The organism is Streptomyces sp. 5-10, assembly GCF_014712245.1.
Lineage (GTDB): Bacteria > Actinomycetota > Actinomycetes > Streptomycetales > Streptomycetaceae > Streptomyces > Streptomyces violaceusniger.
Genome location: NZ_JACVYG010000040.1, coordinates 69033 through 83507, shown reverse-complemented (window position 1 = coordinate 83507; position 14475 = coordinate 69033). Strand labels below are relative to the sequence as shown.

At 71.2% G+C, this 14475-nt stretch carries 14 protein-coding genes; 6 read left to right on the top strand and 8 right to left on the bottom strand.

All coding sequences use genetic code 11. The features are described from left to right. Positions 1 to 382: 382 nt before the first annotated feature. From IEJ02_RS33930 to IEJ02_RS33915, 4 genes are all read right to left on the bottom strand, one after another. Complete coding sequence (locus tag IEJ02_RS33930; protein ID WP_191068337.1) at positions 383 to 1519, bottom strand: mandelate racemase/muconate lactonizing enzyme family protein; 1137 nt, start codon at positions 1517 to 1519, stop codon at positions 383 to 385. After that, complete coding sequence (locus tag IEJ02_RS33925) at positions 1516 to 2505, bottom strand: dihydrodipicolinate synthase family protein (protein WP_317985989.1); 990 nt, start codon at positions 2503 to 2505, stop codon at positions 1516 to 1518. Before IEJ02_RS33925 ends, IEJ02_RS33930 begins: the two co-directional genes overlap by 4 nt. After that, a complete protein-coding gene (locus IEJ02_RS33920) occupies positions 2502 to 3818 on the bottom strand; it encodes an MFS transporter (protein ID WP_191068336.1) in 1317 nt (438 codons plus the stop codon). Before IEJ02_RS33920 ends, IEJ02_RS33925 begins: the two co-directional genes overlap by 4 nt. 522 nt (positions 3819 to 4340) lie before the next feature. After that, positions 4341 to 5219, bottom strand: coding sequence for a hypothetical protein (locus tag IEJ02_RS33915; protein ID WP_191068335.1), 879 nt, complete (start codon positions 5217 to 5219; stop codon positions 4341 to 4343). A gap of 291 nt (positions 5220 to 5510) precedes the next feature. On the opposite strand from IEJ02_RS33915, the gene IEJ02_RS33910 reads away from it, so the two are divergent. From IEJ02_RS33910 to cseC, 5 genes are all read left to right on the top strand, one after another. After that, positions 5511 to 6437, top strand: a complete 927-nt coding sequence (locus IEJ02_RS33910) for an iron-sulfur binding domain-containing protein (protein WP_223864916.1) — start codon at positions 5511 to 5513, stop codon at positions 6435 to 6437. A gap of 233 nt (positions 6438 to 6670) precedes the next feature. Then, positions 6671 to 7285 (top strand): SigE family RNA polymerase sigma factor, encoded by a 615-nt coding sequence (locus tag IEJ02_RS33905; protein WP_191068334.1) that lies wholly within the window; start codon positions 6671 to 6673, stop codon positions 7283 to 7285. Between the two features lie 26 nt (positions 7286 to 7311). Beyond that, positions 7312 to 8007, top strand: coding sequence for a hypothetical protein (locus IEJ02_RS33900; protein WP_191068333.1), 696 nt, complete (start codon positions 7312 to 7314; stop codon positions 8005 to 8007). A 9-nt stretch (positions 8008 to 8016) separates the two neighbouring features. Further along, on the top strand, positions 8017 to 8724 hold the full coding sequence (gene cseB / locus IEJ02_RS33895; RefSeq protein WP_086881012.1) for a two-component system response regulator CseB: 708 nt from the start codon (positions 8017 to 8019) through the stop codon (positions 8722 to 8724). A 6-nt stretch (positions 8725 to 8730) separates the two neighbouring features. After that, positions 8731 to 10050 carry a two-component system sensor histidine kinase CseC gene (gene cseC, locus IEJ02_RS33890; RefSeq protein ID WP_191068332.1) on the top strand — a complete coding sequence of 440 codons (1320 nt, stop codon included), beginning with the start codon at positions 8731 to 8733 and terminating at the stop codon, positions 10048 to 10050. Positions 10051 to 10078: 28 nt separating this feature from the next. On the opposite strand, the gene IEJ02_RS33885 is transcribed toward cseC, so the two are convergent. The 3 genes from IEJ02_RS33885 to IEJ02_RS33875 form a co-directional block, all read right to left on the bottom strand. Further along, positions 10079 to 10546: a VOC family protein gene (locus IEJ02_RS33885; RefSeq protein WP_191068331.1), complete on the bottom strand. Its 468-nt coding sequence runs from the start codon at positions 10544 to 10546 to the stop codon at positions 10079 to 10081. A 69-nt stretch (positions 10547 to 10615) separates the two neighbouring features. Continuing rightward, entirely contained in the window at positions 10616 to 11044 is a 429-nt protein-coding gene (locus tag IEJ02_RS33880) for a helix-turn-helix transcriptional regulator (RefSeq protein WP_191068354.1), read from the bottom strand. A gap of 163 nt (positions 11045 to 11207) precedes the next feature. Next, the gene (locus IEJ02_RS33875) at positions 11208 to 12842 is read right to left on the bottom strand and encodes an MDR family MFS transporter (RefSeq protein WP_223864915.1); all 1635 of its coding nucleotides are present in this window, start codon (positions 12840 to 12842) and stop codon (positions 11208 to 11210) included. 160 nt (positions 12843 to 13002) lie between these two features. Between IEJ02_RS33875 and IEJ02_RS33870 the strand changes: the two genes are divergently transcribed. Next, positions 13003 to 13581 (top strand): TetR/AcrR family transcriptional regulator, encoded by a 579-nt coding sequence (locus IEJ02_RS33870; RefSeq protein WP_191068330.1) that lies wholly within the window; start codon positions 13003 to 13005, stop codon positions 13579 to 13581. A gap of 45 nt (positions 13582 to 13626) precedes the next feature. Here IEJ02_RS33870 and IEJ02_RS33865 read toward each other — a convergent pair whose 3' ends face one another. Further along, positions 13627 to 14340, bottom strand: a complete 714-nt coding sequence (locus IEJ02_RS33865; protein WP_191068329.1) for a M23 family metallopeptidase — start codon at positions 14338 to 14340, stop codon at positions 13627 to 13629. Between the last annotated feature and the right edge of the window lie 135 nt (positions 14341 to 14475).

The following is a 14475-nucleotide window of genomic DNA, read 5'->3' as shown; positions in this document are numbered from 1 at the left end:
CGGGGTCGGGGCCCGGCGGCTCCCGCCCCCGCGAGCGGTGCCCGCGCCTTCCGGCGGGGTTGATCGTGGCGGCCTTGTCCACCAGGACCCCGTCGGGCCGGGTGTCGGGCCGACGTGCGGGGCCACCCTCGCGGCACGACGGCCAGGGGCCGCCGGCCGCGAGGGGCAGGCCGCCGGCCGTGAGGGGCATCGTGGTGGCACTGAGCAGGTCAGAGGAAGTCCGCTACGGTTCGGTAGCGCCCCGAAGGAGCGCGGGGCCGTGTCGATGTGCGGCTCCGCCGCGTGGGACCAGCCACGACGGCGCCGCAGTCGGCCGACGGCGCATCGCGACACTTCCGGCGGAGCGCTTGGGTGCGGGTCCCGGCCGCGTGCGCCGCCCGCCTCACATCCAGGCGGTCGAGCCGTCGGGGCGTATCGGCACCTTTCGTTTCCAGGTGACCCAGTCATCCTCCACGAGCGCGGACTCGTCGATCTCGATGCCCCACCCCGGCCGGTCCGGGCGCAGGTCGAGGTGTCCGTCGGCGGGGAGATAGGGGTCGGGGCACCACGACACGTCGTCCGGCTTGTACTCCAGGATGGAGAAGTTGGTCGTCGCGGCCGCGAAGTGCACGTTCGCCGCGGTGGCGAGCGGGCCGAGCGGGTTGTGCGGCGCGACCGGGACGTAGTGCGCGTCGGCGATGGCGGCGATCTTCACCATCTGGGTGAGACCGCCGACGACGCAGATGTCCGGCTGCACGATGTCGGCTCCGCCGACGCTCAGCAGCGCGAGGAACTCATGGGGGGAGTACAGGCACTCCCCCGTGGCCAGCGGCACCGCGATCTCGGAACGGAGCCGGCCCCAGGCGGGGATGTGCTCGGGCCGTATCGGTTCTTCGAGGAAGAGCGGCTGGTTGGGGGCGAGCGCGGCGCCGAGGTCGACCGCCTGCCACGGTTCCCACAGACAGGCGTGCGCGTCGAACGCGAACTCCCACTCCGCGGGGTGTCCGGCGCGGACCTCGCCGAAGTAGTCGCCCAGTTGACGGACCAGGAGCCCGAACCGGGTGCGGTGCGGTTCCGTCCGGTAGGGGCTGAGTTTGAAGGCGGTGACACCGTACCGTTCGTGCAACGCGGCGGTGGTCCCGGACAGTTCGCCGATGTCCGGCGCGGAGTACAGACCGGCGTAGACCCGCACCCGGTCGCGTACGGCGCCGCCCAGCAGCTGGTAGACCGGCACCCCCACGGCCTTGGCGGCGATGTCCCACAGCGCGTGGTCGATGGCGGCGACGGCGGCCAGGCCCAGCGCGCCCTGGGGGAAGCGGCCGGACTGCAGCAGGAACTGGTTGATCCGGGCGGGGGACCGGGCGTCCATGCCCTTGATCTGCTCGAACAGATAGTCGAGCAGGGGCGGATACGCCAGGTCGGGGCCGTGGTTGTACACCTCCGACCACCCGTCGACCCCGTCCTCGGTGGCGATCTTGACCAGTACCCGGGGCCGGTCGCCCACCCGCTGCCGGAAGGTCCGCAGGGACTCGATCCTCATGCCACACGCTCCCCGGCCGTCTCGGGCACCAGGGAGTGCCACGGCGCCATGGACTCGGCGACCTCGCGGGCGAGGGCCGGGGACACCGGGTGGCTGGGGGGACGGACGTCCCGCCGGCACAGACCGATCCGGTGCATGGCCTCCTTCACCACCGACACGTTGTGGGCCGCGTCGTCGCGGGCCCGCAACTCCTCGAAGTGGCGGATCCGCCGCCAGACCCGGGCGGCGGTGCCGTAGTCCTCGTCGCGGAGCGCGGTGAGCATCCGCAGGGACACCGCCGGGGCGATGTTGACCAGGCCGGAGGTGAAGGCCCGGGCCCCCGCCTGCCAGTAGGCCGGGGCGTAGGACTCGGCGAGCCCTGCGATCCACAGCAGGCCGTCGGCGGCCTCCGCCCGCGTGGTGGCGAACGCGACCGGGTCGGGGACGGAGTACTTCAGCCCGACGACGTTCGGCGCCCGTTCCACCAGGCGGGTGATGTGCGCTCCGGTGACCGCGCGCTTGGTGAGGTAGGGCAGCACTCCGAGGTCCGGTACGGACCGGGCGATCCGCGCGTTGTACTCGACCCAGCCGTCCGCCGACAGATACGGCAGGACGGGCTGATGGATCATGATCGCGTCCGCGCCCGAGTCGCGGGCGAAGCGCGCGTCGGAGACGGCCGTCTGGATGTCGAGCCCCACCCCGGCGACGATCACCGTGGGCTCCGCCGGGGCGTCCGCCGGTGCGTCCGCCGTGGTGCCGGCGTGGGCGTCGCGGGCGGTGAGGACGCACCTCAGCACCTGACGGCGTTCGTCCGGGGAGAGGGCGTAGAACTCGCCGGTGTTGCCGTTCGGCGTCAGCGCGGTGACTCCATTGCGGATCAGACGTGCCGCCAGCGAGACGGTCAGATCGTGGTCGACGGCGCCCTCCTCGTCGTACGGGACCACCGGGATCCCGATGACGGTGGCGAGCCGGTCGACCAGGCGGGCGGTGCTGAACGAGGCGTTCACGAGGTGGTCCCTCCATGCGGTGCGACGGGGCCCGCGGGGTCGTCGTGGGGCTGGGTGACGGGCTTGACGCGCACCCAGAACAGGTAGATCGCCGCGCTGGCCAGACAGCTCACCGCCGCGCCGAGCAGCGGGCCCACATAGGAGCCGCCGCCGGACGCCAGGAACAGTCCGATGGCGATGGGGCTGAGCAGGTTGCCCACCTGGGAGCCGAAGTTCTGGAAGCCGGCCACCACACCGACGTACTCCGAGGAGCGCGCCACTTCCGCCGGGAGGCTCAGGATCGCCGCGCCGGCGAAGGAGTGGGCGGCGCTGCTGACGGTCAGGATCACCATCAGCACCACATTGCTCTCGATGAACGGGGCGAAGCCGATGCAGGCGCTCAGGCCGAGCCCGGCGACGATGGGCACCTTCCGGGCCAGGTTGGGGGAGGCTCCGGAGGCCAGCATCCGGTCGGACACGATGCCGCCGAGCACGGTGGAGCCGATCGCGACGAGCGCCGGAATCCACCCCACCATGCCGAAGTCCGCCTCGGAGAACCCGCGGTCGTCGAGCAGATAGCTGGGATACCAGGTGAGGAAGAACGCCCCGGCGAGCGAGCGGAACACATAGCCGACCGTCAGCGCCCACACCTGGGAATCGCTCAGCAGGTCGCGCCACGGCACGGTGCCGCCGCCGCTGCCGCCGACCGCCGGTTCCACGGGCTCCTCCCCGCCCTGGTCGGACCGGATGTGGGCCAGTTCCGCCGCGGAGACGCGCGGATGGTCCCCGGGGTCGCGGTAGACGACGGCCCACCCCACGAGCCAGAGGAGACCGACCACGCCGATCACGACGAAGGACAGCCGCCAGCCGCCGAGCACGGTCAGCGCCGTCACCACCGGAATCGACAGCGCCGTGCCGATCTGCTGGCCCATGTCGAACAGGCTGGAGGCGAAGGCCCGTTCCCGGCGCGGGAACCACCGCGAGACGACCTTGACGTTCGCCGGCTGCACCGGCGCCTCGCCGATACCGAGGCCGAGGCGGAACACCACGACCGATCCGACGCCGCGCGCGAAGGCCATCAGGGCCGTCCAGATCGACCACCAGCCGACCGCGATGGGGTAGACGACCCTCGGGCCGAAGCGGTCGAGCAGCCAGCCGGAGGGAATCTGGAACAGGGCGTAGGTCCAGAAGAACGCCGAGAGCATCACCCCCTGCACGGCGGAGCTGATGTGGAACTCGTCGGACATATGGGGCATCGCCACGCTCAGCGCGGCGCGGTCGAGATAGGCGATCGTGAGGCCGAGCGCCGAGAAGCCGACGATCGTCCATCGCATGTGGCTGCGTTGCCGAGGCGGTGACGCCGGGGATCTCCCGGCCTTGGACAGGGGCACGCTGGACTGGGGCACCATCGCTCCCGAAGTTGGATAGGCTCCCCCATAGAGGGAGCATGCTGACTCTCTGTCGCGGCCCGGGATCTTGGCGGTGAACGGGCCGCATCTCACGTCGTCAGTGGATGAGCGGCTGCTGCCTGATCAGTTCAGTCGGTCCGGCTGCCGGCCGGCGCGGCCGGTGCGCCCGAGGCACCCCCGCAGCACCATGGACATAGGCCCCCTAATCCGGGCATTGCGCCTCTCATATATGACGTACGATGCACGACGCGATGAAGGTAGGAGCGCCCAGGGTTATTCGTCAACGCTTTTGACAAACTCTGCGGCTGATGATCCGTCACCGATTCGGGCAGCGGTCGGCGCGCAGCGCACGGTGACACCACCGCCCCCCGGCAGAAGCGGCCGGGGGGCGGATTCGGTCCTTGGCGGGGGATCCAGACCTCGGCGGGGCCCGGTCCTCGGCGGGGCCTAGTCCTTCTCGAGGACGAACGACACCTTGGCCGTCCCGAGCCCGTCCACCTTCACCTCGACCAGGTACGTGCCCGGCTTGGCCGACGCGCTGCCCGACGGCGTGGCGCAGTGCTCGGCGCTGCGCTTGCGGTCCCACTCCACGGTGCGCTTGGTCTGGCCGGACCCGGGCACCTCGACCAGCGCGGCGGCGCTGCCCTCCGGGCAGTCGTCGGAGGCCCAGACGTGGGCGTTGTGGGCGTCGGTGATGGTCAGCGAGGCGGCCGCGCGCCCGAAGTCGACCTTGCAGGAGCTCGCCTTGGTGTTCTTCACGACGATCTCGAAGGTGGGCTTCTCCCCCGGCGCCCAGGTGTTCTTGACCTTGGAGTCCTTGACGCTGCGCACCGTCAGATCCGCGTCGCCGGGGCGGCAGTCCGGCAGGCTCGACCCGGCGGGCAGGCCCTGCCCGGTCCCGGTGCCGATGCCACCGCCCGCGCCGCCACCCGATGAACCGCCCGCGCCGCCCGCACCGCCCGCGCCACCGGACCCGCTGCCGCCGCCCGCGCCACCGCCGCTCGCGTCCGCGCCGCCGTCGTCCGAGCCGCCGCCGCTGCCCCCGCTGCCGCCGGAGCCCGAGCCGCCGCTGTCCGACTCATCGCGCCCGCCCGGCCGTTCGCTGTTGACCGGCCCGGAGGAGGAGGGGCCCGGGGTGATCGTGCTCGCGGGTCCCCCGCCGCCCGATCCCTTGCCCTCGTCACGTCCGCCACCGCCCGAACCACCCCAGCCGAAGGCCCAGATGACCACGAGGATGATGGCGATGAGCAGGGCCAGCGCAACGGCCCTCCGCCGCCAGTAAATGGAGGAGGGAAGCGGCCCGATCGGATTGCGCAGAGATCCCACGCGGAAACTCTACGAGAGATCGGGAGCGGTACCGGCCAATAACCCTCGCTCCAGGCCCTACTTTTCTCATGATCCGACCGGATCCGGCACATGAGGGCCCCACAGGCGGCCATGAGGTGCCCCCGAGGTCACCCCGGGGGCACCGGAAGACCGCACCCGGGCGCGGCAAGCGGCCATCCGTTCCCGTACGGGCGCCGTATCGCACGATTCGGCAACGACTGGCGCGGCTGAAACCCGAACGCCCGCGCCCTGGGCCCCGCGAGCCGTCCCGTCATGTCAGGATCGAGAGCGATGACTGCCATTTCCGCTTCCGCCGCCCCGGCCGCCGCATCCTCCGACCCCGACGGAGCCGTTCTGCACCGGCCCGTCATCGACTGGTTCGACGCGCACGCGCGCGACCTCCCCTGGCGCCGCCCCGAGGCGGGCGCCTGGGGTGTGATGGTGAGCGAGTTCATGCTCCAGCAGACCCCGGTGAACCGGGTGCTGCCGGTGTACGAGCAGTGGCTCGCCCGCTGGCCGCGCCCGGCCGACCTGGCCGCGGAACCGCCCGGGGAGGCGGTCCGCGCCTGGGGCCGGCTCGGCTATCCGCGCCGGGCGCTGCGGCTGCACGGCGCCGCGGCCGCCATAAGGGAGCGGCACGGCGGTGACGTACCGCGCGACCACGCCCAGTTGCTGGCGCTGCCGGGGGTGGGTGAGTACACGGCGGCGGCCGTGGCCTCGTTCGCGTACGGCCAGCGCCATCCGGTCCTGGACACCAATGTCCGCAGGGTGTTCGCGCGCGCGGTCAGCGGTGCGCAGTACCCGCCGAACGCCACCACCGCCGCCGAGCGCAAGCTGGCCCGCGCCCTGCTCCCCGAGGACGAGCCGACCGCGGCGCGCTGGGCGGCGGCCACGATGGAGCTGGGCGCGCTGGTCTGCACGGCCCGCACCCCGGACTGCGCGCGCTGCCCGATCGCCGCGCTGTGCGCCTGGCGGCAGGCCGGTTCGCCGGAGCACGACGGACCGCCGCGGCGCGGCCAGACCTACGCGGGTACGGACCGTCAGGTGCGCGGCAAGCTGCTCGCGGTGCTGCGGGAGGCTGTGACACCGGTGCCGCAGGCGGCGCTGGACCAGGTGTGGGACGAGCCGGTGCAGCGCGCCCGCGCGCTCGACGGACTCGTCTCCGACGGACTGGTGGAGCCGCTCCCGGGCGGCCTCTACCGGCTGCCGCTGACCTGAGAACATCCCTCGTCACGGCCCTGTCTGTGACAGACCTGTGACACGCCCAGGACCCGGTTCTGACACTCGGTCGAACCGGGTTCCGTTGTTACACAACCTATGGGTAGCTGTGCGTTTGCCGAGGCGCAGTTGCGCATGGCGCCGCAACAGCGCCTCCGTAGCGTCCTTCCCGTGCCGAGCGAGAAGCCGGACACACAAGCGGCGGGGAAACAGCGGGATGGAGGCTGCACACCATGAGCAGCAGCAGCAATGTTCTGGACTTTGAGGAGTACGTGCGGAATCGGCAGGACGCGCTGCTGCGCAGCGCCCGTCGGCTGATCCCCGACCCGGTCGAGGCACAGGACCTGCTCCAGACCGCCTTGGTGCGCACCTACGGCCGCTGGGACGGCATAGCCGACAAGTCACTCGCGGACGCCTACCTCCGGCGCGTCATGATCAACACCCGCACCGAGTGGTGGCGCGCCCGCAAGCTGGACGAGGTGCCCACCGAGCAGCTTCCGGAGGCGAGCGTCGAGGACGGCACCGAGCAGCACGCCGACCGCGCCCTGCTGATGGACATCCTTTCCGTGCTGGCTCCCAAGCAGCGCAGTGTCGTGGTGCTGCGACACTGGGAGCAGATGACGACCGAAGAGACCGCGGAGGCGCTCGGAATGTCGACCGGAACGGTCAAGAGCACGCTGCACCGGGCGCTGGCCCGGCTGCGGCAGGAGCTGGAGAGCCGCGATCTGGACGCCCGGGCGCTCGGCCGTCGGGACGGGGACGCGGGGTCGGCCACCAACGTCCGGCGGCACACGGGTCGGGTCCGGCGCGCCCGCCAGGAGCGGGGGCAGGAACGGTGCGCGGCCTGACCAGGGCCTCTCCCAGCAGGACAGTCATGCTCACCGGCGGCGCGGTCGTGGGCCTCGCGGCCGCCGGCGGCTGGATGCTGGCCGGATGCGGCGACGCGAGCCAGGGGGTGCGCAAGGAGGGACCGGCGAGCACCGAGTGGGCCTCGGCCGCCGCGGACTCCGGCGCGTACGCGGGTGGCCGCGCCTCGGGCCGGCCGTCACCGGCTGCCGGGAAGAAGGTCGACGTGATCAAGCTGGTCAAGGCGGATCCGCGCGTCAGCGACGATCTGAAGACGAGCCTCAAGCCCTGCCCCGCGGCCAAGGAGCGCGAGGCCAAGCAGGAGATCAAGGGCTATCCGGTGGACGTGACGTCCGGCCGGCTGACCGGCTCCGCCGACTCCGACCTGGTCATCAACGTCATGAGCTGCACCGACGGCTTCGGCATCGGCTCGTATGTGTACCGCAAGGTGGGCGGCCGGTACGAGAACGTCTTCAGCGACGAGCAGCCGCCCGTCTACGCCGACGTCGCCAAGGACGGGCTGCGGGTGACCAAGCTCTCCTACACCTCCGGGGACTCGGTCTGTTGCCCTTCGAGCGAGACCGTGATCACCTACGGCTGGTCCGGGGCGGACCGTTCGTTCACGGTGCGGTCCCGCGAGCGCACCGACTACAGCAAGAATGTGCCCAAGGAAGACGCGACCCCGGTGCCGACCGCGCGCGCCGACGACGGAACGGAAGGCTGAAGCGAGGCTGTGGCCGAGACCCATGTGCTCTTCGTCGAGGACGACGATGTCATCCGTGAAGCCACGCAGCTCGCCCTGGAGCGCGATGGCTTTCTCGTGACGGCCGCGCCCGACGGGCTGACCGGCCTGGAGCGCTTCCGGGCCGACCGCCCCGATATCGCGCTGCTCGATGTGATGGTTCCGGGCCTGGACGGGGTCAGCCTGTGCCGCCGGATCCGCGACGAGTCCACCGTTCCCGTGATCATGCTCTCCGCGCGCGCCGACTCCATCGATGTGGTGCTCGGCCTCGAAGCCGGCGCCGACGACTATGTGACCAAGCCCTTCGACGGCGCGGTGCTGGTGGCCCGCATCCGGGCCGTGCTGCGCCGCTTCGGCCATGCCAGCGGCCCCGGCGGGCGGGGCGCGGAGCCGGTCCCCGAGGAGCCCGACGGCGGGGTGCTGCGCTTCGGCGATCTGGAGGTCGACCCCGAGGGCATGGAGGTCCGCAAGGGCGGCCTTCAGGTGGCGCTCACCCCGACCGAGATGCGGCTGCTGCTGGAGTTCTCGGCCGCGCCCGGCACCGTGCTCTCCCGCGACCGGCTGCTGGAGCGGGTCTGGGAGTACGGCTGGGGCGGGGACACCCGGGTCGTGGACGTCCATGTGCAGCGGCTGCGCGGCAAGATAGGCCAGGACCGCATCGAGACGGTCCGCGGCTTCGGCTACAAGCTCAAGGGCTGAGCGGCGTTGCGGCGGTTCGCCCTGCGCACGGGCCTGCGGTGGAAGGTCAGCCTCGCCATCGCGGCCGTGAGCACGCTGGTGGCGGTGGTGCTGAGCCTCGTCGTCCACAACGCGGCCCGCGTCTCGATGCTCGACAACAGCCGCACCGTGATGGACGAGCGGGTGAAGGTCGCCCAGCGGTGGTACGAGCAGTCCCGGGTGCTGGGGTTCGGCGCCAAGCTGGACGACCCCCGTCTGCCCGACCAGCTGAAGAAGGAGGCGTGGCGCGGCCAGCGCGCCACCTATCTGGAGGACTCCGGCACCGGCACCCCCGAGGTGTGGGCCTCGGTGCCGCTGCGGAACGGCAAGGTGCTGTCCGTCCACACCAAGTTCCAGGACCGGTTCGCCGTCCTCGACGACCTGGACCGGGTGCTGATCATCGGCTCGGTGGCGGTGGTGCTGGGCGGTATCGCGCTCGGTGTACTCGTCGGCGATCAGCTCTCCCGGCGGCTGCGCAAGGCGGCCACCGCCGCCCGCAAGCTGGCCGAGGGCGACTCCGAGGTCCGGGTGCGCGAGGCGATCGGCGGCCGGGTGCGCGACGAGACCGACGATCTGGCGCGGGCGGTGGACGGCATGGCCGAGGCGCTGCAGCAGCGGCTGGAGGCGGAGCGCCGGGTCACCGCCGATATCGCCCACGAGCTGCGCACCCCGGTCACCGGCCTGCTCACGGCCGCCGAACTGCTGCCGCCGGGCCGCCCCACCGAGCTGGTACGGGACCGGGCGCAGGCGATGCGCACCCTGGTCGAGGACGTCCTGGAGGTGGCACGGCTGGACGGCTTCGCGGAGCGCGCGGAGCTCCAGGAGATAGCCCTGGCCGAGTTCATCACCCGCCGGGTCCGGGCGGTGGCCCCGGACGCGGCCGTCAACGTGGTGCGCGACGCCCATGTCTCCACCGACCCCCGGCGGCTGGAGCGGATCCTGGGCAATCTGCTGGCCAACGCCGCCCGGCACGGCAAACCGCCCTTCGAGGTCACCGTCGAAGGGCGGATACTGCGCGTCCGCGACCATGGCCCCGGCTTCCCGGAGGAGCTGCTGAAGGACGGGCCGAGCCGGTTCCGCACCGGCAGCAAGGACCGCGCGGGCACCGGGCACGGCCTGGGGCTGACCATAGCCGCGGGCCAGGCGCGGGTGCTGGGCGCCCGGCTGACGTTCCGCAACGCGGATCCGCTGATGGACGGCGGCGACGAGGCGGACGGGGAGTGCGTGGGCGCGGTCGCCGTGCTGTGGCTGCCGGAGTCCGCGCCCACCAACACCGGCAGCTTCCCGATCATCGAGGTGCCGGACTGAGCCGAGTCCGAGTTCTCGGACCGGGCGCTCAGTCCGAGACGCAGCCGCTCCGGGGCTTGTCGAAGTCCATCTGCTCGCGGGGCTGGGTGAACGAGAACCAGTTGCCGGAGTCGTCGCGGAAGAGCGCCTCGGTGCCGTACGGACGCTCCTGGGGCTCCTGGACGAACTCCACGCCCTTCGCCTTGAGCGCCTCGTAGTCCCGGTGGATGTCATCGGTGGTGATCACCCCGGGGCCGAGCACACCCTTGGCGACCAGCGTCCTGAGGGCTTCGGCGGACTCCGGGTCGAGCCCCGGCGAGCTGGGCACCATCAGGGTCAGCTGCACATCCGGCTGGTCCTTGGCGCCGACCGTCAGCCAGCGCATACCGCCGCCCTCGCCGTCCCCGCCGATGCTCATGTCGGTGCGGTCCTCGAAGCCCAGCTTCTCGGTGTAGAACTCCTTGGCCCGGTCCTGGTCGAGGACCCAGATGGTGACGATGGACATCCCTTTGATCATTGCTGCCTCCGGAGGCATCGGGGTGGGCCGCGCGTCGTCGCGACAAGGCCACGCTAGGCAGCGGCGGATTCATTCCGCTTCTCCAGAATTGCTGTCCTTGGAGCCGGGGGCTCGGACACCGGGGGCGGGGGCGGGGGAGCCGGGGGCTCGGGCGTCGCGCCCGCCGTACCACAGCATCGCGTAACACCCCGGGATGACCGATGCCGCCCGGCCGACGTGCAGGTCCCGGTACGCGCTGGGGGTGAGCCCGGTCTGCTTCTTGAAGCTCGTGGAGAAGGTGCCGAGGCTGCTGAAGCCGACGAGCGAGCAGATCTCGGTGACCGAGAGATTGGCCGAGCGCAGCAGCTCCTCGGCCCGCTCGATGCGGCGCCGGGTCAGATACTGCCCCGGCGTGGATCCGTAGGCGCCCTTGAAGGCGCGGATGAAGTGATAGCGCGAATAGCCGGCATGCCCGGCGACCGCGTCCAGGTCGAGCGGCTCGGCCCAGTCGCGGTCCATCACGTCCTTCGCGAGGCGCAGCCGGCGCAGTTGCGCCAGCCGCGCCTCGTCCGGCGAGGTCACCATGGGGCCGATGCTGTCATGTCCCACTGACAGCGGCCCTCTGATGGCGGCCCGGCCCACCCGGACCGCTGGTCAGACGGTCTCGGCGATCGGCGCCGGGTCAGACGGTCTCGGCGATCGGCGCCGTCTCGGCCGCGGCCTCGTCACCGTCGGCCGGCTTGGCGGCGGCCCCGCGCAGCGGGACCTCCTTGACGAACCAGGCGGCGACGGCACCGACGATGCTGATCAGCGCGCCCCACAGGAACACCTGGTGGGCACCGCTGGCCACCGCGTGGGTGTACGCGTCCCGGATGGGCGGCGGCAGCAGCTTGAGGCTGGCCGGGTCGAGCTGGGCACTCCCGGAGGTGATGGCCGCGGCCTTACTCCCGCCCCGCTCGGCCATGGTGTCGTTCACCTGGTTGGTGAACAGGGCGCCGAGGATGGCGACGCCGAAGGAGCCGCCCAGGGTGCGGAAGAGGGTGGCGGAGGAGCTGCCGACGCCCATGTCCTTCATCTCGACGCTGTTCTGCGCCACCAGCATGGTCGTCTGCATCAGGCAGCCCATGCCCATGCCGAGCACCGCCATGTAGAGACCGGAGGTGAAGCGGGTGGTCTCGGTGTCCATCGTGGACAGCAGGAACATCCCGGCGGTGATCAGGATGCCGCCGACTACGGGGAAGATCTTGTACTTGCCGGTCGCGGTGGTGACCCGGCCCGCGACCAGCGAGACGACCAGCATGCCCAGCAGCATCGGGAGCAGCAGCAGCCCGGAGTTGGTGGCCGTGGCGCCCTGCACGGTCTGCTGGTAGAGCGGCAGGAAGGTGGTCGAGCCGAACATCACGAAACCGGTGAGGAAGCCGATCGCGGTGACCAGCGTGAAGTTGGGGTTCCGGAAGATGTGCAGCGGCAGCACGGGCTCGGCGACCCGCGTCTCGACGTAGAGGAACGCGGCGAGCGAGAGGACACCGACCGCACCGAGGCCGATGATCTGGGCCGACCCCCAGGCGTACTCGTTGCCGCCCCAGGTGGTGATCAGCACGAGGGCGGTGATGCCCACGGTCAGCAGGGCCGCGCCGGTGTAGTCGATCCGTCCCTCGGAGCGCTTCTTCGGCAGGTGCAGCACCGCGGTGATCGCCGCCAGGGCGATGGCACCGAGCGGGAGGTTGATGTAGAAGATCCAGCGCCAGCCGAGGTGGTCGGTGAGCGTACCGCCGACCAGCGGGCCACCGATCATGGCCACGGCCATCACACCGGCCATGATGCCCTGGTAGCGACCACGCTCCCGGGGCGGCACCAGGTCACCGATGATCGCCATCACGCCGACCATCAGACCGCCCGCGCCCAGGCCCTGGATGGCCCGGAAGCCGATCAGCTCACCCATGCTCTGCGCCATACCGGACAGCGCCGAGCCGCCGAGGAAGATCACGATGGAGGTGAGGAAGACGCCCTTGCGGCCGTACATGTCGCCGAGCTTGCCCCAGATGGGGGTCGAGGCGGCGGTGGCCAGGGTGTACGCGGTCACCACCCAGGAGAGGTGGTCGAGGCCACCGAGCTCGCCGACGATGGTCGGCATCGCGGTGCCCACGATCATGTTGTCGAGCATCGCGAGCAGCATCGCGATCATCAGCGCGAATATCACCACACTGGTGCTGCGCTGCTTGGGCTCGGCCTTGGCCGGGGGCTGCTGGGCCTCCCGGGCGGCCTGAGCCGGTGCCGAAGCGGATGGCGCTTCGTCGTCTGATTGTTTACGGACCATGTTCTCCGTCTCCCCCTGGATGATGAGAGCCCTGACGCCCACTTACTTGCCGCCCGGCTAGTTCAGTACAGTAGAGAAGGTAAGGCGCCAACTAGCCGGGCGTCAAGTAAGTTACGTTCGCCCTGGCCAGGCAGCCAGACCACCAGTACAGGAGAGCACCATGGGCAGCACACCGCGGCGGGGCGACACCCGCCAGCGCATCCAGGACGTCGCCCTGGAACTCTTCGCCGAGCACGGCTACGAGAAGACCTCGCTGCGCGAGATCGCCGAGCAGCTCGAGGTCACCAAGGCGGCCCTCTACTACCACTTCAAGACCAAGGAGGACATCGTCCTCAGCCTGTTCCAGGACCTGGGCCGGCCGCTGGACGAGCTGATCGCCTGGGGCGAGCAGCAGCCGCGCACCCTGGAGACCAAGCAGGAGCTGCTGCGCCGCTACAGCGCGGCCCTGGACATCGGCGAGCCGCTGATGCGCTTCATGCAGGAGAACCAGGCGACGGTGCGCGAGCTGAGCATCGGCCAGATCTTCAAGAAGCGGATGCTCGCGATGTCCGCCCTGGTCAGGGACCCCGAGGCGCCCCTGGTCGACCAGGTCCGGAGCGTCACCGCGCTGTTCAGCATGCATGCGCGGATGTTCGCGCTGCAGACGGTCGAGGGCGACCCCGAGGACAAGCGGGAGGCTGTCCTGGAGGTCGCCCTCGATCTGCTGAAGCAGGCGCACGCGTCATCGACCCACGGATGACGCACGACGCGTCAGATATGAGCGTCAGAGCGTCGGATGTGAGCGTCAGACCTTGACGCCGTGGTCGCGGAGGAACTTGAGCGGCTCGACGGCGGAGCCGTAGTTCGGCGTCGTACGGATCTCGAAGTGCAGGTGGGGGCCGGTCGAGTTGCCGGTGCTGCCGGAGAGGCCGATCTGCTGGCCGGTGCTCACGGACTGCCCGACCCGGACGTCGATCCGGGAGAGGTGGGCGTACTGCGAGTACGTCGCGTTGTCGTGCTTGATCACGATCGCGTTGCCGTACGCGGGGCCGTCACCGCCACCGTTCGGGCCCGCCTTGACGACCACGCCGCCGTGCGCCGCGTGCACCGGGGTGCCGGTCGGCACGACGAAGTCCTGACCGCTGTGGTTGTGCGACCAGAGGTTGCCCGCCAGGCCGAAGGCGGCGCCTATCGCGTACTTGTCGACCGGGGTCTCCCAGGCGTTCGCCGCCTTCGCGGGGGCCTTCGCGGACGCCTTAGGAGCGGACGCCTTAGGAGCGGACGCCTTCGCGGCGGACGCCTTCGCGGCGGGGGCCTTCGGGGCGGGCGCCTTCGGGGCGGGCGCCTTCGGGGCGGCCTGGCTGACGGACGGGGCGGAGGCGGCCGTGCCCGTCCCCACGGCGAACGCCGTCCCGGCGCCGAGCGCGAGGGAGGCCCCCAGACCCACGGCGACCACGGCGGCGCGCCCCCTGGACACGGACGTAAGCGAGAATCGGCGGTTTGTGGCGCGCGGGGCCATGGGAAGTACCTCCAGAAGCGTCTTAGGGACGCCCCTTGTTATCCCGTTCTCGTTAATAGGCCAAGGTGTTCTTCTACTAAGTGGGTACGTAGCGAATTCCTTATGGGGAGCCGTATCCCGTGCGGAATTCCCAGA